At 63.2% G+C, this 25,802-nt stretch carries 22 protein-coding genes, 1 tRNA gene and 1 CRISPR repeat array; of the genes, 10 read left to right on the plus strand and 13 right to left on the minus strand.

What is annotated here, in order from left to right; translation table 11 throughout:
- The first annotated feature begins 20 nt into the window (after nt 1–20).
- Nucleotides 21–964: direct repeats of the CRISPR family, unit length 29 nt; unit sequence GTGTTCCCCGCATGCGCGGGGATGAACCG.
- A 489-nt stretch (nt 965–1,453) separates the two neighbouring features.
- Nucleotides 1,454–2,194 carry a peptidylprolyl isomerase gene (locus tag KMAL_RS02125; protein WP_239019897.1) on the plus strand — a complete coding sequence of 247 codons (741 nt, stop codon included), beginning with the start codon at nt 1,454–1,456 and terminating at the stop codon, nt 2,192–2,194.
- A gap of 182 nt (nt 2,195–2,376) precedes the next feature.
- On the opposite strand, the gene KMAL_RS02130 is transcribed toward KMAL_RS02125, so the two are convergent.
- A tRNA-Val gene (locus KMAL_RS02130) sits at nt 2,377–2,451 on the minus strand.
- A 162-nt stretch (nt 2,452–2,613) separates the two neighbouring features.
- Here KMAL_RS02130 and KMAL_RS02135 point away from each other — a divergent pair.
- Entirely contained in the window at nt 2,614–3,465 is an 852-nt protein-coding gene (locus KMAL_RS02135) for an N-formylglutamate amidohydrolase (RefSeq protein ID WP_110094123.1), read from the plus strand.
- Between the two features lie 12 nt (nt 3,466–3,477).
- Here the strand turns inward: KMAL_RS02135 and KMAL_RS02140 are convergent, their stop codons facing one another.
- The 4 genes from KMAL_RS02140 to KMAL_RS02155 all read right to left on the minus strand — a co-directional run bounded on the left by KMAL_RS02140 (nt 3,478) and on the right by KMAL_RS02155 (nt 6,967).
- Nucleotides 3,478–3,837, minus strand: a complete 360-nt coding sequence (locus KMAL_RS02140) for a YidB family protein (protein WP_110094124.1) — start codon at nt 3,835–3,837, stop codon at nt 3,478–3,480.
- 203 nt (nt 3,838–4,040) lie between these two features.
- Complete coding sequence (locus KMAL_RS02145; protein WP_110094125.1) at nt 4,041–4,748, minus strand: NUDIX domain-containing protein; 708 nt, start codon at nt 4,746–4,748, stop codon at nt 4,041–4,043.
- A 154-nt stretch (nt 4,749–4,902) separates the two neighbouring features.
- Complete coding sequence (locus KMAL_RS02150) at nt 4,903–6,042, minus strand: YVTN family beta-propeller repeat protein (protein WP_110094174.1); 1,140 nt, start codon at nt 6,040–6,042, stop codon at nt 4,903–4,905.
- A gap of 73 nt (nt 6,043–6,115) precedes the next feature.
- The gene (locus KMAL_RS02155; protein WP_408887877.1) at nt 6,116–6,967 is read right to left on the minus strand and encodes a creatininase family protein; all 852 of its coding nucleotides are present in this window, start codon (nt 6,965–6,967) and stop codon (nt 6,116–6,118) included.
- 131 nt (nt 6,968–7,098) lie between these two features.
- Between KMAL_RS02155 and KMAL_RS02160 the strand changes: the two genes are divergently transcribed.
- The 5 genes from KMAL_RS02160 (at nt 7,099) to KMAL_RS02180 (ending at nt 13,314) form a co-directional block, all read left to right on the plus strand.
- Nucleotides 7,099–9,204 (plus strand): catalase, encoded by a 2,106-nt coding sequence (locus tag KMAL_RS02160; RefSeq protein WP_110094126.1) that lies wholly within the window; start codon nt 7,099–7,101, stop codon nt 9,202–9,204.
- 80 nt (nt 9,205–9,284) lie between these two features.
- The gene (locus tag KMAL_RS02165) at nt 9,285–9,563 is read left to right on the plus strand and encodes a SelT/SelW/SelH family protein (protein ID WP_110094127.1); all 279 of its coding nucleotides are present in this window, start codon (nt 9,285–9,287) and stop codon (nt 9,561–9,563) included.
- Nucleotides 9,564–9,753: 190 nt separating this feature from the next.
- Nucleotides 9,754–10,179: a DUF4112 domain-containing protein gene (locus KMAL_RS02170; protein ID WP_110094128.1), complete on the plus strand. Its 426-nt coding sequence runs from the start codon at nt 9,754–9,756 to the stop codon at nt 10,177–10,179.
- A 67-nt stretch (nt 10,180–10,246) separates the two neighbouring features.
- A complete protein-coding gene (locus KMAL_RS02175) occupies nt 10,247–11,665 on the plus strand; it encodes an FAD-binding oxidoreductase (protein ID WP_239019898.1) in 1,419 nt (472 codons plus the stop codon).
- A gap of 38 nt (nt 11,666–11,703) precedes the next feature.
- Nucleotides 11,704–13,314: a glycosyltransferase family 9 protein gene (locus tag KMAL_RS02180; RefSeq protein WP_239019899.1), complete on the plus strand. Its 1,611-nt coding sequence runs from the start codon at nt 11,704–11,706 to the stop codon at nt 13,312–13,314.
- 77 nt (nt 13,315–13,391) lie between these two features.
- On the opposite strand, the gene KMAL_RS02185 is transcribed toward KMAL_RS02180, so the two are convergent.
- Nucleotides 13,392–14,069, minus strand: a complete 678-nt coding sequence (locus tag KMAL_RS02185) for a FadR/GntR family transcriptional regulator (RefSeq protein WP_239019900.1) — start codon at nt 14,067–14,069, stop codon at nt 13,392–13,394.
- 67 nt (nt 14,070–14,136) lie between these two features.
- A complete protein-coding gene (locus tag KMAL_RS02190; protein ID WP_110094131.1) occupies nt 14,137–15,417 on the minus strand; it encodes an NAD(P)/FAD-dependent oxidoreductase in 1,281 nt (426 codons plus the stop codon).
- 347 nt (nt 15,418–15,764) lie between these two features.
- Between KMAL_RS02190 and KMAL_RS02195 the strand changes: the two genes are divergently transcribed.
- A complete protein-coding gene (locus KMAL_RS02195) occupies nt 15,765–16,322 on the plus strand; it encodes a hypothetical protein (RefSeq protein WP_110094132.1) in 558 nt (185 codons plus the stop codon).
- A gap of 180 nt (nt 16,323–16,502) precedes the next feature.
- Here the strand turns inward: KMAL_RS02195 and KMAL_RS02200 are convergent, their stop codons facing one another.
- The 5 genes from KMAL_RS02200 to glpD all read right to left on the minus strand — a co-directional run bounded on the left by KMAL_RS02200 (nt 16,503) and on the right by glpD (nt 22,735).
- Complete coding sequence (locus KMAL_RS02200) at nt 16,503–17,303, minus strand: DeoR/GlpR family DNA-binding transcription regulator (RefSeq protein ID WP_180999719.1); 801 nt, start codon at nt 17,301–17,303, stop codon at nt 16,503–16,505.
- A 155-nt stretch (nt 17,304–17,458) separates the two neighbouring features.
- The gene (gene fbaA, locus KMAL_RS02205) at nt 17,459–18,547 is read right to left on the minus strand and encodes a class II fructose-bisphosphate aldolase (protein ID WP_110094133.1); all 1,089 of its coding nucleotides are present in this window, start codon (nt 18,545–18,547) and stop codon (nt 17,459–17,461) included.
- 32 nt (nt 18,548–18,579) lie between these two features.
- Nucleotides 18,580–19,566, minus strand: coding sequence for a class II fructose-bisphosphatase (glpX, locus tag KMAL_RS02210; RefSeq protein WP_110094134.1), 987 nt, complete (start codon nt 19,564–19,566; stop codon nt 18,580–18,582).
- 37 nt (nt 19,567–19,603) lie between these two features.
- Nucleotides 19,604–21,103, minus strand: a complete 1,500-nt coding sequence (gene glpK, locus KMAL_RS02215; RefSeq protein WP_110094135.1) for a glycerol kinase GlpK — start codon at nt 21,101–21,103, stop codon at nt 19,604–19,606.
- Between the two features lie 69 nt (nt 21,104–21,172).
- Nucleotides 21,173–22,735, minus strand: a complete 1,563-nt coding sequence (gene glpD / locus KMAL_RS02220) for a glycerol-3-phosphate dehydrogenase (RefSeq protein ID WP_110094136.1) — start codon at nt 22,733–22,735, stop codon at nt 21,173–21,175.
- A gap of 431 nt (nt 22,736–23,166) precedes the next feature.
- Between glpD and KMAL_RS02225 the strand changes: the two genes are divergently transcribed.
- Complete coding sequence (locus KMAL_RS02225) at nt 23,167–24,018, plus strand: MIP/aquaporin family protein (RefSeq protein ID WP_110094137.1); 852 nt, start codon at nt 23,167–23,169, stop codon at nt 24,016–24,018.
- A 47-nt stretch (nt 24,019–24,065) separates the two neighbouring features.
- On the opposite strand, the gene KMAL_RS02230 is transcribed toward KMAL_RS02225, so the two are convergent.
- Complete coding sequence (locus KMAL_RS02230; RefSeq protein WP_110094178.1) at nt 24,066–24,515, minus strand: Lrp/AsnC family transcriptional regulator; 450 nt, start codon at nt 24,513–24,515, stop codon at nt 24,066–24,068.
- Nucleotides 24,516–24,656: 141 nt separating this feature from the next.
- On the opposite strand from KMAL_RS02230, the gene alr reads away from it, so the two are divergent.
- Complete coding sequence (gene alr / locus KMAL_RS02235) at nt 24,657–25,799, plus strand: alanine racemase (RefSeq protein WP_167400085.1); 1,143 nt, start codon at nt 24,657–24,659, stop codon at nt 25,797–25,799.
- Nucleotides 25,800–25,802 lie beyond the last annotated feature (3 nt).

Consider the following 25,802-nt stretch of genomic DNA (forward strand, 5'->3'; position numbering starts at 1 on the left):
ATCAATAACTTGTGGGAAGAGTGTTCCCCGCATGCGCGGGGATGAACCGTGCGGTGAGAACCCTTGTGAGACACTTGGTATGTGTTCCCCGCATGCGCGGGGATGAACCGGTCGGCTGCATTGGATTGCGTCAGTCCTGCTCGTGTTCCCCGCATGCGCGGGGATGAACCGACGCTGGCAGATCGCGACGGTAGCGGCTGCTTGTGTTCCCCGCATGCGCGGGGATGAACCGACTTTCGCGCGGATGCTTTCCGCCTGCAGAGTGTGTTCCCCGCATGCGCGGGGATGAACCGGGAATGCACACGGTCTGGGTCACGTAGCCCAGGTGTTCCCCGCATGCGCGGGGATGAACCCTGCCTGAAATCGTCTTCCGGCCGGTCGCGCTCGTGTTCCCCGCATGCGCGGGGATGAACCGACGCTTTACCGCGTGCAATTGCGTGATGCAGCGTGTTCCCCGCATGCGCGGGGATGAACCGGGCAGCTTCACGATCACCGGCCCCGCCACCGCGTGTTCCCCGCATGCGCGGGGATGAACCGGCTGGCTGATGGAACCATCAAAGAATACCGATGTGTTCCCCGCATGCGCGGGGATGAACCGGCGGATCAGAAATAACCGCAGCGGGACGTGGTGTGTTCCCCGCATGCGCGGGGATGAACCGCCATCGCAGTCGCGACAAACGCCGTATTCGGCGTGTTCCCCGCATGCGCGGGGATGAACCGGAATAGGGGCCGATATCCCACTGGCCATTGTAGTGTTCCCCGCATGCGCGGGGATGAACCGGCGGCCGAAAGCGAGGACGGAAAGCCTGATTCGTGTTCCCCGCATGCGCGGGGATGAACCGAATCGCAGGACCTGCCGCCTCGAAAAACTCGGGTGTTCCCCGCATGCGCGGGGATGAACCGTCGTTTACCATCACGGAAATGGACGCCTTCTCGTGTTCCCCGCATGCGCGGGGATAAAATGACTGACATATCTTCCAGAAGCGTTTAACGCCGCCACGACAATGCCCCTTGCCGTAGGCCTACAAATACATAGACACCGAGATATACCCCCACGCGCTTCATACACGTACCAAGGTCCCTGGACCGTCCCTGCACGCGTGGGATATTGAGGCTTTTCCTCTTGTGACAGGCAATATCGGACACGCTGGAAAAGCTATCCGCCGACTTCATTTCGGCTGATGCAGATGCAGGGCCATGCCTCTGCCACCAGCGACGGTGACACTGACGGTGCAGGAGCACGTTGGAAAACGGGGACATCATCCATGCGCCTTGCGGGATGGCCTGTTCACACGCATGAAAAGCGGGCATCCTGCTTTCCATGCGTCTGTATCATGCCTTCCTTGCTTTCCTGCTTCCTGGCGTGACCGCGCATGCGGCAGCGCCGACCCCTGCGGACATCGTCGCACATGCACCGGACAGCGCATGGCAAACGGTTGCCCCGGAACGGCTCATGCTGATGACTCTGGCGGATGGCAGGCGTATCGTGATCGAACTCGCCCGCGACTTCGCTCCCGTCCATGTGGCAAATATCGTGCGTCTTGCACGGACCCACGCGTGGGAAGGTGGCGCCATCATCCGCGTGCAGGATAATTATGTCGTGCAATGGCGCGTGCGGGACGAAAAGACGCCACCCGAAGGTTTGGTAAAGACCCCTCCCGCCGAATATGACCGTCCTGTCGCGGGCATCGGGTTTCGCCCACTTGGCTATCCTGATTCCTATGCGCCACAGGCCGGATTTTCGGCCGGATGGGCCGCAGGAAGCGACGGCGTGCGGGTCTGGCCTGCACAGTGTTACGGAACCGTGGGCGTGGCGCGCGACATGCCGCCGGATACGGGGGACGGACAGGAACTCTATGTCGTCAACGGAGAGGCCCCTCGACAACTCGACCGCAATCTTGCGGTTGTGGGACGGGTCCTTGTGGGGATGGAACAGATCGGTGCGCTCCCACGCGGGACGGGAGCATTAGGCTTCCATACCGATCCACGGCAGGATGTGCCGATCAAAAGCGTAACGCTCGCCGCTGACCTGCCGCCGGCGGACCGCCCGAACATCCAGACGATGCGCACCGAAAGCCCCGCATTCCACGCCTATCTCACGGCACGCGCTGCACGGACGGATCCGTTCTTTGTCCATGCGGCGCATGGCGTCGCGCTATGCAACGTACCAGTCCCGTCGCGGGAGATCCGATAGCGCGATCACATCACGGCCCGGAAATCCCACGATCAGACCCCTGAAATGCTCCACGGATTTTCCACGTATCAGGGAAATTTTTCACACGTCGGGATGAATTCTGGCAGATTTTTCGGGGAGGGAGAACAAACCCGGAAACACGCGATATATGGCAGTTTTCCGGGGATTCTGACCGAAGCAAATGGTGGGCGCAACAGGGATTGAACCTGTGACCCCTACCATGTCAAGGTAGTGCTCTACCGCTGAGCTATGCGCCCATTTGCTTCGGTGAGAAGGCTTCTAACTGCCGCCGGGGTTTCGTGCAACCCCCTTTTTTCAGAAAAAATCAGATTGACCAGTCCCCCGCCGCCTGCGCCTATGCCCGGCATGCGATTTTCCCCCGTCCCATCGGCCAGACGTCACGTTTTGTGTGTGTTCCCATGCCACTAGCTGAGCTGCCCCCGTTCGAGATCCTGCCCCCTACCGCCTCGCCTGCACCGCTGGTGGTGGCATCACCACATTCCGGGCGCGACTATAGCGCGCATTTTCTCAGCCTGTCCCGCCTGTCGCCGGTGGCCCTGCGCCGTAGCGAGGACTGCTTTGTGGAGGAACTGCTGCACTCCGCCCCCTCATGGGGCGCACCGCTGCTTCATGCCAATTTCCCACGCGCCTATTGCGACGCCAACCGGGAGGCATGGGAACTGGACCCCAGCATGTTTCGCGATGCGCTGCCTGACTGGTGCAATACCACCAGCAGGAAGGTAAAGGCCGGGTTCGGCACCATCGCCCGCCTGGTGGGAAATGGCGGACCGATCTACTGCCGCCCCCTTGATTTCGCGGAAGCGGAACGCCGCATCCGTGGCTGCTGGTACCCTTACCACGCCGCACTCCTCACCCTGATCGAAACCGGCGTGGCGCGACACGGCATGTGCATCCTGCTGGATGGGCATTCGATGCCACGACAGGGACCGCGCGACAGTGCCGATTTCATTCTGGGAAACGCATGGGGCACGTCATGCGCGCCCGAAGTCACCGCCACGGTCGAAAGGATCCTGACGGCCCACGGATATCGCGTGGCGCGCAACATGCCCTTTGCCGGGGGCTACGTGACGCGACATTACGGCAGGCCACGCAGGGGGGTTCATGCCCTGCAGATGGAAATCAGCCGCCATCTGTATATGGACGAAGGCACGCTGGAACGCCATGACGGTTTTTCCAGCGTGCAGCAGGCCCTGTCCCGCGTCATGGCGGAACTGGCCGGTCTGGCCCACCATATGGCGGCCCGGACCTGACAGGACGCAAAATCAGGCCTTGGCCGGGGCTTCACCCTGCGGGGTCTGCGCATTGACGGCAACCGGAAGCAGGTGCGCCAGCACCGGCAGGATCGTGGCGGCGGGCAGGCCGGTATGGTCGACCATCGCCTGCACCTGCTGGCTGCTGAGCAGCGAGCGCAGTTCATCAGTGGAGATCGGCAGGTTTTCGCCCGACCCGATCCATGACTTCACCTTGTCCGTCAGGCCGGCTTTCTCTGCCTGATCCAGCAGCGAGGAAATCGTGGCGGGGGTCAGCAGCTGCGCCAGATAGGTATGCACCTGCTCCGCCAGCCCCGAACTGGCCGCAAGGTCGGTCAGCTTGCCCATTACGTCGTCGAAAATACCACTCATGATCATGTCCCTGAAGTTAGCCTAGCGTTTTCACCATAGGCGATCTTGGACAATTATAAAAAAAATATATAAGCCCGAACAAAAAAAAGCGGTGCAATTGCACCGCTTGAGTTTAGGGAGGAAACGTCCAAGAAGCAGGTTGCCAAGGCAAATCTGCTTCCCGGCTTTATGATGTCACTCACGCTTATGTGTCAAGGACAAAATCACGCCGGGGCTTTATCCTTCCTGTCCCCGCGCGCCATGTACAGGTGGTAGGACAGCAGCGTCTTCGCATCGGTCCGGCCAATCGCCGGCAGGTCCGCAAGGGGAAGGACATGCAGGTGTATGTTCTCATGCTCGCTCGCCAGACCGGTATGCCGCCCGTCCAGCGCATGCACGACCTCGGCCGACACCGGGATTTCGGCATAATACAGGGCGATGGCCTCATCCGTGCCGCCGGGTGAAAGCCACACGGTATCAAGCAGCACCAGATCCGCCTGTGTGACCTTCAGGTCCGCGCCCACTTCCTCCGACAGCTCGCGCAGCGCCGTGCTGACGAATTCCCCACCGTCGAGCATGCCCGCAGGCAATGCCAGAAGGTCGGGCCGTGCGATGGGAATGCGTGCCTCGCGCGTCAGCACCGTACGCGGTGCCTCGTCCGGGCATTGCAGCACCAGCAGGACGGACACCGAATCCCCGCGCAGCATCGCAGCACCAGGAACAGGCCTGCCGTCGCTGCTGGCGTCCGCCACGGCAAAGATGAACCCTACCCGCGTACCGAACATGACAACGTCATGCACATCAATGCGACGGACATCGAACCGCGCCACCAGTCCATCGCGCCAGCGCACGAAATGCGGGGCCGACAGCACCCTGTCGCGCAGTTCCACAGGAACGGCGGGGCTGAAATGAATCAGGTCCGGATCGGGCATGTCGCGTACTCCTGTCCCATTGCCACGGCACTATACGCAGGCAGGCCCAAAACCTTGCATCACATAACAGACGGTTTCACACAGCCTGCCCGTAAACCGCCGCGCATATCATCACGGATGCCGGGACAGGCCGAACGGTTGCTCCGTCAATGATTTACCGCAGGATCCCGGTATGCCCGATCGAGTAGCGACCCGGCTGCGGCCAGACCGTCAGGCCATGCGGTTCCAGCCCGACCGGAATCTTGCGCACCGCCCCACTCGTGGTGTCAAAGGCATAGACCACGTCGTCAAACCGCCCCGACAGCCACAGCGTCTTGCCGTCCGCGCTGACATTGCCCATGTCGGGGCTGCCGCCACCGGGGATGGGCCACTGGCTGACCACCTTTTCGGTTGCAAAGCTTACGACCGATACGCCACCGGCCTTGCCATGCGGGGTTCCATGGATCTTGTGTGACCCACGGTTGGCCACGTACATCATCGTGCCGTCCCTGCTGGGATACAGGCCATGCGTGCCAACCCCTGTGGGGATGAAGCCGGTTTCGCGGAAACTGTCGCCATCAATGATGAACACGCCATCGGCATGCATGTCCGCGACATAGAAGGTGTGGCCGTTCGGCGCCGTCAGGATATCCTGCGGCATGCCCCCGCCCGAAAGCTTGAGGTATCCGAGCACCGCATGGTTGACGGTATCCACCTTTGCCAGATAGCCGCCGAATTCACACGTGAAGATGGCATAGCGCCCGTCGATCGAGAAATCCGCATGGTTGACGCCCTTGCACTGCGGCACGTCCACCGACACCTGCAACTGCATCGTATGCGGGTCACGGAAATCGAGGCGCTTGCGCGCTTCGGCCACGGTAATCGCCGACTTGCCATCGGGCGTGAAATACATGTTGTACGGGTCATCGACCGCAACCTCCGGCCCGGGCAGTGTGGTGCGCGGATCGATGGGCGTCAGGCTGCCATTGGTCGTGCCTTCGGCATTGTTGGTGACCCACAGCGTACGCAGGTCCCATGACGGCACGACGTGCTGCGGGCTTTTGCCGACCGGAAAGCGGTTGACGACCCTGTAGGTCTGCGGGTCAATGACATAGACATTGTTCGACCGAAGGTTGGGGACATAGATCCGCGCCGGGTCCTGCGCCACTTCCGGCGCAATATGGGCGGGCGTCGTTTCAGTGTAGATGTTCTTCGGGTCCACGACCGGCGGCATGCCGGGAATGGTCTGCACCTGCTGTGCCCGTGCCCCGGACAATCCCACACATCCCAGGGCCGCCACGCACAGCCCCGACATCAGAAACAGTTTTTTTACGCTCATGCGATCCAATCTCCTGGCGCCCCTATAGCACGCGGCAGAAATCTGGCAATCACGGAGAAATCGGACCATTCCGGTCGGCCTGGAGCGCCCGGACCGCCGCCGCGACCTGCATGTCGGCCCCCACCTGTCCCAGTGCCGCGGTGGCGGGACGCGGGTCGCCGCCATACACCCCCTGCGACGGTCCCGGCAGGGCCGCATGGCGCAGGGCATTTTCGCGCACCATGTCCGGCTGTATCGCCAGCATCAGCGAGGTGTCGCTGATATCCGCATGCATGCCCACATCCGCCCCCAGCCCGCGCCTGCGCAGGAAATCGGCATAGCTTCCGGCAACGACGTCGTAATACGCCCCCAGATAGACCACATGCGCGCCCGTCCCCGCCCATTTGTGGTTCAGCGCCAGCGCCACGGCCTTCAGGTCCTTCTGGTATCCCCCATGGTCCCCCAGCAGGATAATGCGCCGGAACCCCTGCACGCGCAGGCTTTCGGCCGCCCCCGTGACCAGTTCACGAAAGACTGCTGGCGGGATGCTGAGTGTTCCGGCAAAGCGCATGTGCGACGTGCGTGGCGACGTCCCGCCTTCAGGCACGTAAGCGATGGTGGGCGCGACCAGCATGTGGCCAACCTCCCGCGCGATACGCTGCGACAGGAGTGTGGCGCGGACATTGTGCTTGCCCACAGCGATGAACGGGCCGCTCTGCTCCGTCCCGCCTACGGGAATGATGACGCTGGTCCAGCCCTGGGCAAGGGCGTCGCGGATTTCCGTCCACGTCAACTGCTCGAACACGACATCCTGTGGCGTGGCGGCACGGGCGCCCATATGGCCGGCGGAGAGCATCGCCACGCCACACAGCACCGCACATGCCCGGGCCATCGCAAGGCCCCATTTCAGCTTCCGTCGCATCGCACCTTCACCCCGCCCCGCGCCCACACGGTGCCCGCACCGGAACCATCAGGCGGACATCCCGTTATGTTACCGAATATTTTACCCCGGACCTGCCATCACGGGCGCGTCGGTATAAAGGAGAAGTGGCCATGAACGCCAGTGCCAGCCCACAGCCATCGCATACCATCGCAGGCCAGGGGGGAGAAACACACCAGGGCGCGGATGACGCAGGCATTCCCACCATGACCACGCAGCAGGGCGTGCCGGTTTCCGACGACCAGAACACCCTGCGCAATGGCGCGCGCGGCCCGGCCCTGATGGAGGATTTCCATTTCCGGGAGAAGATCTTCCATTTCGACCATGAACGCATCCCCGAACGCGTGGTGCATGCCCGTGGCTATGGCGCGCATGGCTATTTCGAGCTGACCGATTCCCTTGCCGATGTGTGCCATGCCGACATCTTCCGGCATGTCGGCGAAAAGACCCCGGCCTTCGTGCGCTTTTCCACCGTGGCGGGCGGGCGTGGCTCTTCCGACGTGGTGCGCGACGTGCGCGGCTTTGCGGTGAAGCTGTATACCCGGCAGGGCAACTGGGACATCGTTGGCAACAACATCCCGGTCTTCTTCATCCAGGACGCGATCAAGTTCCCCGATTTCGTCCACGCGGCCAAGGAAGAGCCAGACCGCGGCTTTCCGCAGGCGCAGACGGCGCATGACAATTTCTGGGATTTCGTCTCCCTCTCGCCCGAGGCCACGCACATGGTCTGCTGGGCCATGTCGGACCGGGCCATTCCGCGCTCCTTCCGCTTCATGGAGGGGTTTGGCGTGCATACCTTCCGCCTGATCGATGCGCAGGGGCGTTCGACCTACGTCAAATTCCACTGGAAACCGCGTCAGGGGCTGCAGTCGGTCGTCTGGAACGAGGCGCTGAAGATCAACGGCGCGGACCCCGATTTCCATCGCCGTGACCTGTGGAACGCGATCAATGCGGGCGACTATCCCGAATGGGACCTGGGCGTGCAACTGTTCGATGACGAATTCGCGGACAGTTTCGATTTCGACATCCTCGACCCCACCAAGCTGATCCCGGAGGAACTCGTCCCCGTCCGCCGCGTCGGGCGACTGGTGCTCAACCGGGTCGTGGACAATTTCTTTGCCGAGACGGAACAGGTCGCCTTCTGCACGCAGAACATCGTGCCGGGCATCGACTTTACCAACGATCCGCTGCTGCAGGGGCGCAACTTTTCCTACCTCGACACCCAGACCAAGCGCCTGGGCGGCCCCAATTTCACGCATATCCCCATCAACGCCCCCAAATGCCCGTTCCATAATTTCCAGCAGGACGGGCACATGGCGATGCACAACCCGAAGGGACGGGCGAATTACGAACCCAACTCGTGGCCTCAGCCGCAGGGGGGGGCGCGTGAAAACCCCGCCACCGGCTACCGCTCTTTCCCGCAGGAACAGTCGGGGGAGAAGGTGCGCGAGCGTTCCGCCTCGTTTGGGGACCATTACAGTCAGGCGCGCCAGTTCTACATCAGCCAGACCCCGGTCGAGCAGACCCACATGAAGGACGCGTTCGTCTTTGAACTGAGCAAGGTCGAAACCCCGGCCATCCGCGTGCGCATGCTGACGCACCTGCGCAATGTGGATGAAACGCTGGCCCATGGCGTGGCGGAAGGGCTTGGCATCTCCCCGCTGCCACCTGCGGCCAGGCCCTTCGTGCCGGTCCGCACCGACCTGCCCGCCTCCGACGCGCTGAGCATCCTCAAAAACGGTCCCGACAGTTTCCACGGCCGCAAGCTGGGCATCGTGGTGACCGAGGGGACGGATGCCGACCTGCTGGGCGCCGTGCTCGAAGCCGCGCACGATATCGGCGCGGAGACGGAACTGGTCGGCCCGCGCATCGGCAATATCTGCAATGACCGGGGCAAGGTCCTGCCCGTGATGCAGAAGATCAATGGCGGCCCGTCGGTCCTGTATGATGCCGTGGTGCTGCTTCCTTCGGCGCAGGGAACCCGGCTGCTGCTGGGCGAGGCCACGATGCGCGACTTCATCGCCGACGCCTTTGCCCATGCCAAGTTCATCGGATACGGGGCCGATGCCGAAGCGCTGCTTGATGCCGCAGGCGTCACGGCCGGCGCGCGGGACGATGGCGTCATCCGCCTTGGCGGGGTCGGGGATGCGGCGGCCTTTGTAAAGGCATGCGCCGCCCTGCGCTTCTGGCAGCGGGAGCCCCACGTGCATGCGGTCTGACCCCCGCGTCCCCTTTTCCACGGCCTGTCCCTGATCCATATTAGGTGACAGGCGCAACGCACGGGGACGAAGTATCCGCCATGGATGAAAAACCGACCATCACCATCCATTACTGCACACGCTGCAACTGGCTGCTGCGTGCCGGGTGGATGGCGCAGGAACTGCTGTCCACCTTTGGCGAGGAGCTTGGCGCGGTCAGCCTTGTGCCGGGCAGCGGGGGACGGTTTGAAATCCTTGTCGGCCCCCAACTGGTCTGGGAACGCAAGCGCGATGGCGGATTCCCCGGGCCAAAGGAACTCAAGCAGCGGGTACGTGACGTCATCGCGCCCGGACGCGACCTTGGGCATACCGATCGGTAAAATATCTTTTTAAAACAGCATTTTGATAGCGATGTGAGTTTCCGGGCACCGTCTTTTTGAAGCTTTTGGGAAAAAGCTTCGCGAGGAACTGTCATCACTGCCCATGTCCCTGTTCCCACAGGGCATCATCCTGATGGCCTGCACGATTACGGTATTGTGCTGTTCCTGTCCCCACACCATATGATCGGGCATGGCACATACCGCTTCATCTTCGTTTACGGACCGCCCGTCCCTTGACGCCACGGAAATCAGGCGTCGCGTCGCGCGACTGCGCCGGTTGGCGACACTGCTGGATGCGGCCTTCGTCATACCCGGCACACGCTTTCGCTGGGGGCTTGATACCCTGATCGGCCTCCTGCCGGTCGCGGGCACGCTGGTCATGGCGCTCCCCTCGCTCTACATCATCTGGGAAGCCCACAGGATGAACGTGCCGGGCCGGATCCTCCTCAGGATGATCGGGAATATGGCGGTGGAACTCCTGGCGGATTTCATCCCTGTCCTCGGCGACATGGTCGATACCGTCTACAAGGCGGACCTGCGCAACATCGCCCTGCTTGAACAGCATTTCGGCATCACCGTGGACGGGACCGCGCGCGAGACATCGCCGCCGCGCTGACCTTGCGGCGGGGCGGATATGCGGATAACCCGAAGGGAAGGATTACTGCCTGATGGGACCGCCGTTCATGTTCTCTGCCCTTCCCCCCGCGATCGCGGATGTCGCCCGTATCCTGCACCAGCACCTGGGCGAGCGGGTGACGACCAACGAATCGATCCGTGAACAGCACAGCCACGGCGAAGGCTGGAAACATGCCAGCCTGCCGGCACTTGTGGTCTTTGCCGAAAGCACGGCGGACGTGGCGCTGGCGCTGCGCACCTGCCATGAACATCAGGTGGCCGTGGTTGCGTTCGGCGGCGGCACCTCGGTCGAAGGGCACGTCACCCCCGGCAAGGATGCCATCAGCCTCGACCTGTCGCGCATGACCCGCGTGCTTGGCGTCAACGCCGATGACCTCGACTGCCGCGTGGAAGCCGGCGTGACGCGGCAGTCGCTCAATGCGCACCTGCGTGACATGGGCATGTTCTTTCCCGTCGATCCGGGGGGGGAGGCTACGTTCGGCGGCATGTGCGCCACGCGCGCGTCGGGCACGGCGGCGGTCCGTTATGGCACCATGCGCGAAAACGTGCTGGGACTGCGTGTTGTCATGGCGGACGGGCGCATTGTCGATACCGGCGGACGGGTGCGCAAATCCTCCACCGGCTATGACCTGACGGGCCTGTTCATCGGGTCGGAAGGGACGCTGGGCATCATCACCGAAGTGCAGCTGCGCCTGCATGGCATCCCCGAAACCATCGCCGCCGCGACATGCCAGTTCGAAAACCTTGGCGATGCGGTGCGCACCGCCGTCTCCACCATCCAGGTGGGCGTGCCGATCGGGCGCATCGAACTGCTTGACGATGCGCAGATGCAGGCCTGCATCACCTATTCCAAACTGGAAGACTACCGCCCCATCACCACCCTGTTCTTCGAATTCCAGGGATCGCCGGAGGCCGTGCGCGAACAGGTCGAGATGGTGGAGGCCATCGCTGCCGACAATAACGGCCTCGGCTTCGTCTGGAGCACAAGCCAGGAGGAACGCACCCGCCTGTGGAAGGCACGGCACAGCGCCTACTGGGCGGCGCTTGCGGCCTATCCCGGCCATAACGGCATCGCGACCGACGCCATCGTGCCGATTTCCGCCCTGACGGAACTGATTACGGGCGTCAAGGCGGATATCGAGGCCTCAGGCCTTGCGGCCCCGATTGTCGGGCATGTGGGCGACGGCAATTTCCATACCATCATCATGGTCCCCCCCGAACCCGGCGGGTATGAGCGCGCCATGGAACTCGACCGCAAGATCGTCCGCCGGGCACTGGCGCTGGACGGATCGTGCAGCGGGGAGCACGGGATCGGCACCGGCAAGCTGGAATTCATGGCGGCCGAGCACGGGGAAAATACTCTGCAGGTCATGCGCGCGATCAAGCATGCCCTCGACCCGCAGAACATCCTCAACCCGGGGAAACTGCTTCCCCCCGCCGCAACGCCGTCCGGCACCGCGGCCTGATCGCCTACGCATCGGGCAACTGGCAGGGCAGCACACACATGTCTGGCACGAAACCGATGGGCACGGACGAACACGACGCCGCCCGCACCGAGCGGTTGCGCAAGGCCATGCGCTGCCTTGAGGGCGGGCAGTTCGCGCAGGCCCGCGTCCTGATCGAACCCCTGTGTGATGACCGCCGCGCCGATGTGATCCTTGCCCATGCCCTTGCGGGCAGCGGGCGCAGCACGCGCGCGGCGCGGATGCTGTGCCGGCTGGCGCATGACAACCCCACGGCGCGACACCCCGCGCAGGACATGATGACGCTGCTGCTGCGTCATTCACGGCTTGAGGAAATCGAGGTCACCCTGCGCGCCACCCTGCGCCAGACCCCTGATGATATCCGCCTGTATGACCAGTTGGGGGAATTCCTGCTGCTGCATGGCCGCACGGATGAGGCCATAGAGGTCCTGATCGAAGGATGCAGGCGCCATCCCTCCGCCCTGCGGACGGGAAACCTGCTGGCGGTGACCCAGAACGAGACCGGCGAGGCACAAAAGGCGCAGGCGCTGCTGCGCCACCTGCTGTCGTACCACCCGCAAAGTGCGATGACGCATGCGAACCTTGCGCATATCCTGACAGTCGACAACAGGATGGACGAGGCCCTGCACCATCATGCGCGGGCACTCGAACTGCGTCCTGACGACCCGCACATCCACCTCAACCACGCAATGACCCTGCTGAAGGCGGGACGGCATGCGCAGGGGTGGCCCGAATATGAATGGCGCCTGCGCATACCCGGCCGCCTGAAATACCCGGCCGAACGCCTGCTACCCACCCTGCGGCAGGACAGCGACCTGAGCGGGCAGCGCATCCTGATCCTGTCGGAAGCGGGACTGGGCGACATGCTGATGTACCTGCGCTTCGTCCCGGCGCTGGTGCGGCGCGGCGCGCGCGTGACGCTTCAGGTCCCGCGTGAGATCCTGCCCCTTGCGGCACGGATTTACGGGGTGGAACGCGTGATCGACCCGCTGCGCCCGGTTCCCGCCCATGACTGGCACTGCCCCTTCGGCAGCCTGCCGCGCGTGCTGGGGCAGACATCCGATATCATCGGCGCGCCCATCCCTTACCTCCATGCCGACCCGCACAAGGTCCTGGTGTGGGAGGACTACATGCCGCCCCGCCCCGGCCTGCGCGTCGGACTGGTCTGGGGCGGGGCCAGCAGGCCGGGCGTCGCGCAGGCGCAGGCCATCGACCGCAAGCGTTCGATGAACCTTGCGCAACTCGCCCCGCTTGCGACGGTTCCGGGCCTGTACCTCATCAACCTCCAGCGCGGACAGCATGCGCGGCAGATGATCGACATTCCCGAAGGCATGCAACTGTATGATCCCATGGATGACGTGCGCGACATGGACGATACCGCCGCGATCATCATGAACCTCGATCTCGTCGTGTCGGTCGATACCTCGATCGTGCATCTTGCCGGGGCATTGGGCCGGCCTGTCATCATGATGGACCGGTATGACAACTGCTGGCGGTGGCAGTCCGGGCGCAGCGACAGCCAGTGGTATCCCGGCCTGCGCATCGTGCGGCAGGACCGGCCCGGCGCATGGGACGGGGTTGTCGCGCGCGTGCGCGACATGCTGCTGCCTGCCAGGCCCGATAACCCATGACCTGAAAACAGAAATTTCTGGTGAAGCTCCTTTGGAAAAGATCCTGCACCGGAAAATGTTTCAGGATTATCGCACCATCACGACATCGCGGTAATCAGCCCTTCCACGGCCGCGCGGGCGGCCTGTTCCGCGCCGGGCGCATCCTGCCTGCGGATCGCATCGAGGATACGCCGGTGTGCCGCAAGATCGGGCTCCGGCAGGGTCGGTTCCGCCACGGCCGTATGGGTGCCGCGCCGCACTTCCGATACGAAATAGCGGTAGAGTTCGCTCAACGCCGTATTGTGCGATGCCTGCGCGATGGCCAGGTGAAAGGCCGTGTCACGGGCGACGAAGGCCTCCATGTCCATGCCGGGCGCCTTTTCCCCACGCGCCTGCAACAGCTTTTCCAGATGCTTCAGGTCACGTTCCGTCCGGCGCAGGGCGGCAAGGCGGGCGGCCTCCGCCTCCAGCACGACGCGCAGTTCGAAATGATCCCGCAGGCCGGAGCGGCTGATGCGATGGATGACATCGGCAGGGTCCGTGCAGGAACGGACATAGGTCCCGTCCCCCTGCCGCACCTCCAGCATGCCGGCATGCGACAGGACGCGCACGGCCTCACGCACGGTGTTGCGCCCGACCTGCAGCAGTTGCGCCAGTTCCGTTTCCTTGGGGATACGTTCCCCCAGCGCCCATTCCCCCTGCGTCACGCGTTCACGCATGACGGCAATGGCCTGTTCCACAAGCGAGTGTCGGGGAAGCGGGGGAAAAGAAGACATGGGCCGTTTCATATCCCAAAGTCCGCATGCGCAACAGGGTCACGCCAGCGAATGCACCGCCACATGTTCAGTCAAGCCGCACCGAAGGCCGGACAAAGACATCCAGCCAGTCCACAAGGCAGGACACCATGCCACGGAACGGGCCATAAAGTTCGAACTGGTGCTGGCGATACAGCATCAGGTGGACCATGCGCGCGGACAGTCCGTGCAGCCATCCCCCGCCAAAGACCGTGCCACCGGGGAACGTGCCCCAGCCGTTATAGTCGCCAAGGGCAACCACCGCGCCCTTGTTGTTGAATACAAATGGCGGCAGCGGGCGGCCATTGATCCATGCGGGCAGGTGCCGCGCCAGATGATGCGCCTGCTGGCGCGCGGCCTGCGCCGTGGGGGCCACCGGCTTGTCCGCGATGAAGGCGCAGTCGCCCATGGCGAAGACGCTGTCATCCTCCAGAAGCTGCAGCGTCGGGCGCACCTCAAGCTGTCCCGAACGCGACAGCTTGATATCGCCGAATTTCCGCGTCACGTCCGGCGCCTTCACGCCCGCCGCCCAGACACGCAGGGTGGCCGGAATGCGCGTCCCGTCCTTGAGCATGAAGCCATTTTCGTCCGCGCCACTGACCATGGCGGAGGTCCTGACGCTCACGCCGATCGCCTCAAGCTGCTTCATCGCGGCCTCGGACACGGCTTCGGGGAAGGCGGGCAGGATGCGCGGCCCGGCCTCAAGCAGGGTGATCTTCAGTTCCGGCGGCTTCTGCCCGAAGCTGTAGAGTGCCGCAAGGCCCAGCGCCTTGTGCAGTTCCGCGGCCAACTGCGTCCCGGTGGCACCGCCGCCGACGATGGCGATGTCAAGTTCACGGTGATAGGCAAACGCCTTGAGCAGTTCCTTGCGGAAGCGGTCATTGAAGCCGTTGGCATCGACAAGGTTGTCAATGAACATGCAGTGCTGCGCCACGCCGGGTGTGCCGAAATCGTTGGCGCGGCTGCCGATCGACAGGATGACGGCGTCATATTCAAGGCTGCGTTCATCAAGGATCGTCTCCCCGTTGGTGTCGATCACGGGGGCAAGGGTAATGGTCTTCGCCTTGCGGTCCATGCCGGAGATCTCGCCGGGCCAGAACTCGAAATGATGGCGGCTGGCCTGTGACATGAAACTGATGCGGTCGTTCTCGTTCGCGGCCGTGCCGGCGGCGAAACAGTGCAGCATCGGCTTCCACACATGGGCAAAGCTTTTATCGACCAGCGTGATTTCCGCGCGCCCGGATTTCCCGACCGACTTGCCAAGACGGGTGGCCAGCGCAAGCCCGGCGACCCCGCCACCAACAATCACGATCCGAAACTTCTGCGCCATCTCACTCTGCTCCAACCCGTTCGCACGATCGGCCCGACGCCAGCACGGCGCCCACCGCCTTTCCCGCCCCCAATCCATCAGGCATGAGCCTTCGTACCTTAGTCAAATACACGCCAGGGACAATGCCATATGCCGGGGTTGGGCCAAACCTATACCCCATTACCCATGACCAAAATCAAAAAACGGCGCGCTTTTGCGGCCCAATGGCCCGGCATTGGCAAAGTTCCCGCCAATACGCACACCCGGTCACATGATGCGCACAATATCTTTATGACCATGCGTGCGCGACAGGACCGTCCCCCTGCCAGTAGCATGACGTGACGGCCCCCACATGGAACATTGCTGGAATGACCACGCCATATACAGGACTGCTCGACACGATCCTGCCATGCTACCGGTTTGTCGAGACACACCACATCTCGATCCGCGCCACACCCGCGCGCATCATGGCGTGCATCCGTGCCTACCGCACCAGGCATGACCTGCTGGTCCGCATTGCGATCGGGATGCGCGAACTGCCTGCGCGCCTGCTGGGATACAGGGCGGGGCGGATGCTCGACCTTGATGATTTCGGCATCCTGGGACAGGACGGGGATACTGAAATCGTCTTCGGCCTGATGGGCGCGTTCTGGAAGCCTGATTACGGCCTTGTGCCGATTGCATCGCCCCATGCCTTCACGTCCTGCAGGCGCACCGGCCTGTGCCGCCTGGCGATGGGATTTCGCATCACCGCAGATCAGGACACCGGGCACGCAACGGTCATGACACAGACCCGCGTGGATTGCCCGGACGCCACGTCATACCGCCGTTTTGCCCCCTACTGGTACGCCATCCGTCCTGTCAGCGGCCTCATCAGGCATCGCATGCTGGGCCAGATACGCGCCATGGCGACATCAGACTCCTGATACAATATCATATTAACGTGCGATAATAACAAACGCCGCCCACACGAAAATCCGCACGCCCACGTCAAAAACCGCCATCGCCAAAAGGCTTGTGGTGAAGGTTTTTTGCAAAAACTCCTGAGGAACGCCTCTCCCAGGAACAAGGTGCCCCTCAGAAATTCCGGCCTGTGCGAGGATATTTCACGAACGCTGCGCCGTTTTCGCACCGGCATCCTGTGCGATATGCAGCTGCACCCCATTTTCCTTCAGGATCTGCCGGATACGCGCCGGCGGGGGGCGATCGGTAAAAAAGCCGTGGATGTTCGACAGATGCCCCAGCCGTCCCATCGGACGACGCCCGAACTTGTCCTGATCGGCAAGGAGGAAGACCTTGCGCGCATTGCGCATCATCGCCTGGGCGATGTTGATCTCGTCCGCATCGAAATCGAGCAGGGTGCCATCTTCCTCGATCCCGCTGATGCCTATGACCGCGAAATCCGTCCTGTACTGGTCGATGGACGTGCTGGCGGTGGAACCGGTGATGCCGCCATCGGAAAACCGCACCTGCCCGCCCGTGACGATCACCTGAAAATCGGTGCGTGACGACAGGGTGGAGGCAACATGCAGGTTGTTGGTGATGACCCGCAGGGCCTTGTGCTGGCGCAATGCCTGCGCAAATGCCTCTGTCGTGGTGCCGATGCTTATGAAAAGGGAGGAATTGTCGGGAATGGCGCGCGCGGCGATCTGCCCGATCGCCTCCTTGGCGTTACGGTTCAGGACCTGGCGTTCGGCATAGGCAATATTTTCAACCGAGGAAGCAAGCCCCGCCCCGCCATGGTGACGCGCCACCAGTCCCTGTCGCGCAAGGGTGTTGACATCACGACGGATGGTCTGGACCGCCACGTTCAGGCGCTGGGCCAGATCCTCATTGGACACATATCCCTGAAGGCGCACGAGCTCCATGATCTCGCGATGCCGTTCCCCCGCCGATATGCTGGCCATAAACCTGAATCCCGTCCTTGCCACGCTTCACCGCCCCCCGGACCGGCGGGCGGACATCATCCGTAATCTATAGCAATTCAGGAACATGCAAAACCACGGGCCGGCCTGACAGGAATGACATCCCGACAGGCCGGCCCCGGCATCACGTCACCGGATCAGGAGGCCGCGACCGTCTTGCCGGTCGCGCCGAGGTCAGCGAATGTCTGCTCCAGGCGGGAGACGACGCTACATTCGCCCACGCGCAGCCACTTGCGCGGGTCATAGAGCTTCTTCAGCGGCTTGCCCGTGGTGGGGGAGATCTGATGGCGGAACGCCTCCGGATTTTCCAGCACATAGCCACCCACGCCTTCGGCAAAGGCGAACTGGATGTCGGTATCGATGTTCATCTTGAACACGCCGTAAGACACGGCTTCGGCAATCTGGTGCTTTTCAGAACCGGACCCGCCATGGAAGACCAGCGCCAGCGGACGTTCCCCCTGCCCTGTCGCCTCCGACACGGCCTGCTGCGAATGGAGCAGGATTTCGGGCCGCAGCTTCACGTTGCCCGGCGCGTAGACGCCATGCACATTGCCAAACGATGCGGCAATCGTGACAAAGCCCAGCGGCGACAGTTCGTTATACGCACGCAGCACATCGGCCGGCTGGGTATAGAGATGGGCATTGTCCGCCCCGTCATCGAGGTCATGCCCGATGCCGTCCTCCTCGCCCCCCGTGACGCCAAGCTCGATTTCCAGGCCGATCCCCAGCGGGGCCATACGGCGCAGGAAACGCGCGCATTCGGCGATGTTGTCTTCGAGGGGTTCGGCCGAAAGGTCGATCATGTGCGACGAAAACAGCGGCTGCCCCGTTTCACGGACCGCGGCCGCGCTCTCGTCGATCAGGTCCGACACCCACGGCAGCAGCTTGCGGTCCGCATGGTCGGTATGCAGGATGACGCACACGCCATAGGCCGCCGCCAGCGTGTGGACATGCCGCGCCGCAGCCACCGCGCCCAGCACACGGGCGCGATGCTGGTCCTTCATCCCCTCGCCCGCATAAAAACGCGCGCCACCGTTCGACATCTGGATGATGACGTCGGAGCGGTTGCGCGCGGCAGCCTCCAGCACGGCATTGATGCTGTCGGTGCCGACGACGTTGACCGCAGGCAGGGCATATCCCTCGCTGCAGCAGGTCGCGACCAGCCTGCGGTAGTTTTCCCCCGTGACAACCCCCGGAGGCAGGGACGGACGTGCGGAATGAGCCATGGTCAAACCAGCCTTTCGTTGTTCTTGTTATTTTATCGCCAGGTCTTGGTGGTGAAGTCGTGATGCCCTTCGACAAACCGCAGCGTGCCGGACTTCGAACGCATGACCAGCGAATGGGTGATCGTCCATCCGTTGTTCTGCGTGATCCCACGCAGCAACGTGCCGCCGGTGACACCGGTTGCGGAAAACAGCACGTCGCCGCTGGCGATATCCGTCAGGTCGAGCTTGCGCGACGGGTCGGCGCCGGGGTTCATCTTCTTCGCGCGCTCCAGCTGGGTTTCGTCCTCGAACAGGAGGCGCCCCTGCATCTGCCCATGCACGCAGCGCACGGCGGCGGCAGCCAGCACGCCCTCGGGCGCCCCGCCGGAGCCGAGATAGATGTCGACCTCGTTATTCTCAAGGCATGCGGCGATCGCGGCGGCAACGTCACCATCGCTGAGCAGGGTCACGCGCGCGCCCATGGAACGGGCGCGCCCGATGATCTCCTCATGGCGGGGACGGTCCAGCGTGCACAGCATCAGTTCGCGGATATCCTTGCCCTTTGCCGCGGCCAGCGCCTTCAGGTTGGCTTCCACGCTGGCGTCGAGGTCAACGACGTTCTCCGGCAGGTTCGGCCCCACCACGATCTTGTCCATGTAAATGTCGGGCGCGTGCAGGAAGTGGCCTTCCTCCGCCAGGGCCACCACCGTCAGGGCGTTGGGCAGGTTCTTGGCGCACAGGTTTGTCCCCTCCAGCGGGTCGACGGCGATATCCATCGCGGGACCGCCCGCGCCGACATGCTCGCCGATGAACAGCATCGGGGCCTCGTCCATCTCGCCTTCGCCAATGACGACCGTCCCGTTGATGGCCACCGTGTCAAAGGCGCGGCGCATGGCTTCCACCGCCGCGCCATCGGCCTCGTTCTTCTTGCCGCGCCCGGTCCACGCGGAGGCGGCGACCGCCGCCGCCTCCGTCACGCGCACCAGTTCAAGGGCGAGGTTTCGGTCAGTAACCTGATAGGGGTTCGGCGTGACGGTCATTAAAACGGTCCTTCCTGTGTGATTTTCTTGCAGTCGCTTACGATGCGACAGTGCTGGTCAGGGTACGCTTGACGGCCTGATGCCACCCACGGACCAGCTCCTCGCGCTGTTCCGCCGGCATCAGGGGCTGGAACAGGCGGCCCTGCGTCCAGGTTCCGGCCAGTTCGGGAATGCTGTCCCACACCCCCACGGCAAGCCCCGCAAGGAACGCTGCCCCCAGCGCCGTCGTTTCCACCTGCCGCGGGCGCTGCACCGGAGTCTGAAGCATATCGGCGAGGAACTGGCAGAACCAGTCATTGACCGACATTCCGCCATCGACGCGCAGGGCGCTGAGCTTCCCGCCGCCATCCTCGAACATGGCGCCCACAAGGTCGAGCGTCTGGTACGCCACAGATTCCAGCGCCGCACGCGCGATATGCGCCGCCGTGGCGTCCAGCGTCAGCCCGCAGATCAGGCCACGCGCATCGGGATCCCAGTGCGGCGCGCCCAGCCCCACGAACCCCGGCACCATGTAGACGCCGTGGCTGTGCGGGACCCGGGTTGCCATGTCATCGGTCTGCGAGGCATGGGTGATCAGGTTCAGCCCGTCGCGCAGCCAGCGGATCGCGGCCCCCGCGACGAAAATAGATCCTTCGAGGGCATAGGTGATGTCATCGCCAATGCGGTAACCGATGGTGGTGAGCATGCGGTTGTTCGACATGACCGGACGGTTGCCGGTGTTGAGCAGCGCAAAGCAGCCCGTGCCATAGGTCGCCTTGACCATGCCCGGCTCGAAGCAGGCCTGCCCCACCAGCGCCGCGTTCTGGTCGCCCGCCATGCCGGCCACCATGATCGGATGGCCGAACAGGGCGGGATCGGTTTCGCCGAACGCCTCGCTGTTGCCCTTGATGACCGGCAGGATCGCGCGCGGGATATGGAACAGGCGCAGCAGGTCGTCATCCCATTCGCCGGTATGGATGTTGCACAGCAGCGTGCGCGACGCATTGGTGATGTCCGTCGCATGCACCTTCCCCGCCGTCAGCCGCCACAGCAGGAAGCTGTCGATGGTGCCGCAGGCAAGCTCCCCGGCTTCCGCGCGATGGCGGGCGCCGGGGACGTTATCGAGGATCCAGGCCAGCTTGGTGGCCGAAAAATAAGGGTCGAGCAGCAGGCCCGTGCGCTCGCGCACCAGGGCCTCGTGACCTTCCTGGCGCATGTGCGCGCACTGCGCCGTGGTGCGGCGATCCTGCCAGACAATGGCGCGATGGATCGGCTCACCCGTCCTACGGTCCCAGACCACGATGGTCTCGCGCTGGTTGGTGATCCCGATGGCCGCGATCTGTTCCGCGCCACCGACCTGGTCCATGGCTTCGCGCGCGGTGGAGACGACATTGCCCCAGATTTCGATGGGATCATGCTCCACCCAGCCATGGTTCGGGTAATGCTGCTGGAATTCCACCCGTGCCGTGGCCAGCGCCGCGATCTCACGATTGAACACGATGCTGCGTGTCGATGTCGTGCCCTGGTCAATGGCGAGAATCTTGTTCTTCTTGTTCATTGTCGTTTCCTGTCCCATCGGGATCCAGATGTCACAAAGTGCGGCAGGTTCACACCGCGATGAAATATGTCAACGCGCCGCGCGCTTCTTCTGAACATAGGTGTCAAGACGCGCCGCGTCTTCATCCGTGACATGCAGGCCCATGCGCGAACGCCGCCACAGGATGTCTTCCGCCGTTTCGGCGCGTTCATGCGTCATCAGGTAATCGATTTCGCGCGCCGTCAGGCCACCGCCAAAGCTTTCCCCCATATCCGCCGCCGATTTCGCATCCCCGACGATCTCCATCGCACGCGACCCGTAATTGCGCACAAGGCGCCAGTGCTGGTTCGCATCAAGGAACGGCGTCGCCTGCGCAAAGCGCGCCAGCGCGCCCTCGAACCCGCCTTCGCCAAGGTCGCCGCCAGGCAGGACCCGGTCCGCCGTCCATCCCGATGCGGACAGCACCGGCAGGAAGGGCTGCAGCTTCTCGATCGCATGTTCGGCAAGGCGGCGATAGGTCGTGATCTTGCCGCCAAAGATCGACAGCAGCGGCGCCTGCCCGTTGGCGGCATCGATATCAAGCACGTAATCGCGCGTCACGGCCGATGCGTTCTTCGACGCATCGTCATACAGCGGCCGCACGCCGGCATAGCTCCAGACCACGTCGTCGGGTGTCACCGGCTTCCTGAAATAGCGGCTGACGCTTTCGCACAGGTAGCGGATTTCCTCGGCCGAGATCTCGACCTTGCCCGGCGCCTGCGTCCACGGGACGTCGGTGGTGCCGATCAGGGTGAATTTCTGCTCGTACGGGATGGCGAAGACGATGCGCTTGTCCGGGTTCTGCAGGATATAGGCCTGGTCGCCTTCGAACATGCGCGGCACGACGATGTGGCTCCCCTTGACGAGGCGCACCTGCTTGTCGGTCTGGATGCAGGCGCGTTCGCGCAGGATCTCGCTCACCCACGGGCCGCCGGCATTGACCATGATGCGCGCGCGCACGATTTCACGCGTGCCGTCACGGGTGTTCTCGATCACGGCTTCCCACATGCCATTGACGCGCTTGGCGCCGAGCATGCGCGTGCGGGTGCGCACGTCCGCCCCGCGCGCCGCAGCGTCCATGGCGTTGAGCACGACAAGGCGGCTGTCCTGCACCCAGCCGTCGGAATAGGAAAATCCCTTGGCGCAGGCGCCGTTGAGCGGGACGCCCACCGGGTTGGTCGTGAAATTGATCGATTTCGACTTCGGCAGCGTCATCTGGCGACCTGCCAGATGGTCGTACAGGAACAGCCCCAGACGCAGCATCCATGCCGGACGCGCCTGTGGCGTGTAGGGCAGGATGAAACGCATCGGCCAGATGATGTGCGGCGCAATGCGCAGCAGCCGTTCACGTTCGATCAGGGCCTCGCGCACCAGGCGGAATTCATAATATTCCAGATAGCGCAGGCCGCCGTGAATCAGCTTCGTGCTGGCGGACGAGGTATGACTTGCGAAGTCATCCTGCTCCACCAGAAGGACGGAGGCACCGCGGCCCACGGCATCGCGTGCGATGCCGGCACCGTTGATCCCCCCACCCACAATCAGCATATCGACGCTCGTGCCGTTGTCGCGGGGCACCTGGGGCGATGACTGGGACGTTTCATCCATGGACAGCATGTGCGTAATTCCTCCTGGCATGTTCGTAAACGAACATTGAGGGGTTATCAACATGAGTTCCGCACTTATTTCATTGATCTGCGTCAAGCGCGGAATTTCAGAAAATCCATCCCGTATGAACCTTTTCTTTCACAAATCGGGCATGGAGGCATTCCGTGGGCCAAAATGCGCGGTATCGCGCATTTCCCGAAACAGAACTCTACAATTGTGCGCTGCACAAAATACTTGTGAAGAGCATGTTACGGGAATTCACTTCTTGGGACATAAAATTTTTTATACATTTTCCATCACATTTCCTTAGGAGATGAAAATAATCATTTTGAAGGCAGGGATGTTCGTTTAAGAACATTCTTGATCACAAGGATCGTCGGGCGGCGGTCCGGAGCGGCCCTCGCCCATTGACCGAATAATAAAAGAACAAAGCAGGTCCGATGTTCACAAACCGACAATTCTTCGGGGAACTGATCTCCGAATGTCTCGCCGTCATGATTATCGTGCTGATCGGCGATTCCGTTGCAGCCATGTACACATTGTATGATCCCAGCCCCTACAAACTGTCCTACTGGGGGGTGTGCATCGTCTGGGGGCTGGGTGTGACGATCGCCATCTACATCACCGGCAGCGTATCGGGCACGCACGCCAACCCGGCGGTCACCCTGGCGCTTGCGCTCTATCGCGGGTTTTCGTGGCGCAAGGTGCTGCCCTACTGCATGGCGCAGGTCGTGGGCGGGATGATCGGCGCGGTGCTGGTCTATACGCTGTATCAACCGGTGATCGACCATTACAACCTGGCGCATCACCTTGACCGGGCCATCGATGGCGGCGCGGCGGGCGTGTTCTTCACCCATCCGGGGGAATTCGTCACGCCCATGCACGCCTTCCTCGATGAGATCATCCTGACGGCGCTGCTGCTGTTCGGTATCTTCGCCGTGACGTGCGAATATAATACCCAGGCCCCGCAGGCGAACTCCAGCGCCCTGATCATCGGCCTGCTCGTCGCCTCCATCGGCGCCTGCGCAGGCTATCTGGAGGGATGGGCCATCAATCCCGCACGCGATTTCGGGCCGCGCCTGTTCTGCTTCCTTGGGGGATGGAAATATTCCGCGCTGCCGGGGCCGGACAATTTCTGGTGGATTCCCATTGTCGGGCCGCTGTGTGGCGGGGTGATCGGCGCTGGCGCCTACCAGTTCCTGGTGCGCCCGTTCATTCCCCGTCCCGCCGTCGCGGTCGAGGTGACGGTGGTTCCGGCGGCCGAGCGCGAAGACATCCTGCGCATGTCCTGAATACATGCACGGGCCGGGCAGCGGGAACGCTGCCCGGCCTGATGGTTTCACGACGATTTACGAAGGACGGTGCGGATGGCAAAGTTGCTCTGGATACGGGCGACGCCGGGCATGCGCGACAGTTCTTCCTTGTGGATGCGTTCGTAATCGGCAGTATCGCGCACTTCCACCCGCAACAGATAATCCGCATCCCCGGTCATCAGGTAACATTCGCGCACATCGGGACAGTCGCGGACCCGCGCCTCGAACCGGCGCTGGCATTCATCGGTCTGCCGCTCCAGCGTGATATGCACGATCACGGTGGTCATGCCATGGACCGAACGTTCGTCGATCATGGCGCGATACCCGCAGATAACCCCCTGTTTTTCCAGCATCCTGACCCGCCGCAGACATGCCGAGGGCGACAGCCCGACCTTCTGCGCAAGGTCTGCATTCGTCATGCGCCCGTCATGAGACAGATGACGCAGGATGGCGTCATTCACCCGGTCCACGATCATGATAACATATTCCGCCATTATTCGCATTTTCATGCACGCATGGACGATATCTTAGCAAATCATGCCATTAAATGGCAGGACATTTCGTTTTGATCCGGCATAGGATTTTCCCTGACTTCTCCAGTGCCGGAATCCGTGCCCGTGTCGCCTTCCCCTACCCCTGCCATTTCCTCGCACTGGCCGCGCCACCGCGCCGGCGCGACCCTGCGGATCGACCTCGACGCGATCGCGGCGAATTACCGCCTTGTGCGCGACAGGGTCGGTCCCCGCACGACCTGCGCCGCCGTGGTCAAGGCCGATGCCTATGGGCTGGGTCTGGCGCAGGTGGCCCCGGCGCTGCAGCGCGCGGGCGCGGACCATTTCTATGTCGCGCACCTCGAAGAAGGGATTGCCCTGCGCCCGCACGTCACCGCCACGACGCGGATCTTCGTGCTGCATGGCCCCCTGCCCGGCACGGAGGAGGAATTTGTGGCGCATGGCCTGACGCCCGTCCTCAATTCCGCCGAACAGATCGCGGGCTGGCGCGCACTGGCCCGGCAGCAGGAGAAGGTGCTGCCCGCCGTCGTGCAGCTTGATACGGGCATGTCGCGCTTCGGGCTGTCGATGGATGACGTGCGCGCCATCGCCGATGATGCCGACCTGCTGGCGGGAATCGAACCCACCCTGGTCATCAGCCACCTTGCCTGCGCGGATACGCCGCACAACCCGGCCAATGCACGGCAGCGCGCGCGCCTGCTGGAGATGGCGGCCCTGCTGCCTGCCGCCCCGCTGGCGCTTTCGGCATCCTCCGGCATTTTCCTCGGGCCGGAATATCATTTCGACATGGTCCGTCCCGGCGCGGCACTTTATGGCATCGCCCCGAACGAAGATGCCCCCAATCCCCTGCGCCCGGTTGTCCGGCTCAGCGCGCGCATCCTGCAGGTCCGCGACATCGCGGCAGGCGACGGGGTGGGCTATGGCCTGACCTATCGCGCGCCCGGTCCACGCCGCATCGCGACGATCGGGGCAGGCTATGCCGATGGCTGCCTGCGGCAGGGCGCCAGCCAAGGGGCGGCGTGGTTCGGGACGACGCGCCTGCCGATCCTTGGCCGCATTTCCATGGATTCCATCACCATCGACATCACCGATGTCCCGGCGGGACAGTTGGGGCCGGACATGGCGGTGGACCTGCTGGGCCCGCAGCACGACGTTGATGCGGCGGCCCGTGCCGCAGGCACGATCGGCTATGAGATCCTGACCTCCCTTGGCCATCGCTATCACCGCACCTACGTGGCCGGGGGCTGATTT

It is taken from the genome of Novacetimonas maltaceti, assembly GCF_002906255.1.
In the GTDB taxonomy this organism is placed as follows: domain Bacteria; phylum Pseudomonadota; class Alphaproteobacteria; order Acetobacterales; family Acetobacteraceae; genus Novacetimonas; species Novacetimonas maltaceti.